Origin of the sequence: Rhizobium phaseoli, from assembly GCF_010668805.1 — a bacterium.
GTDB classification, from domain to species: Bacteria; Pseudomonadota; Alphaproteobacteria; order Rhizobiales; family Rhizobiaceae; genus Rhizobium; species Rhizobium phaseoli_A.
In genome coordinates, this window is the sequence record NZ_WUFT01000105.1 from 1 (window position 1) to 414 (window position 414).

Annotated in this window: 1 pseudogene; it reads left to right on the forward strand. The window is 76.1% G+C overall.

From position 1 onward, the window contains the following. A pseudogene (locus tag GR197_RS31595) lies at nt 1-414 on the forward strand (hypothetical protein); the annotation flags it as partial.

The window sequence follows — 414 nt, forward strand, 5'->3', positions numbered from 1 at the left end:
CTCCTGAAGGCGCTCGAAGAGCCTCCGGAGCGGACTGTCTGGATCCTCTGCGCTCCGAGCGAGGCCGACCTGCTCCCGACGATCCGCTCCCGCGTGCGCACCCTGCGACTGCGTGAGCCCGACGTCGCCGATGTCGCCCAGCTCATCGCGGCGCGGACGGGGGCCGACCCGGCGCTCGCGGAGCAGTCCGCGCGCCTCGCGCAGCGCCACATCGGCATGGCGGTGCGGCTGGCGACGGATGCCGAGGCCCGCGCCCGGCGCGAAGAGACCCTGCGCGCGGTCCTCGGCGTCCGCGGCGTCGGCACAGCGGTCGAGACCGCGGCGCGCATCGTGCAGCTGGCGACCGACGACGCGAAGGCCCTGACGGCGGAGCGGGACGAGGCCGAGCGCGAAGCGCTCCTGCGCACCCTCGGC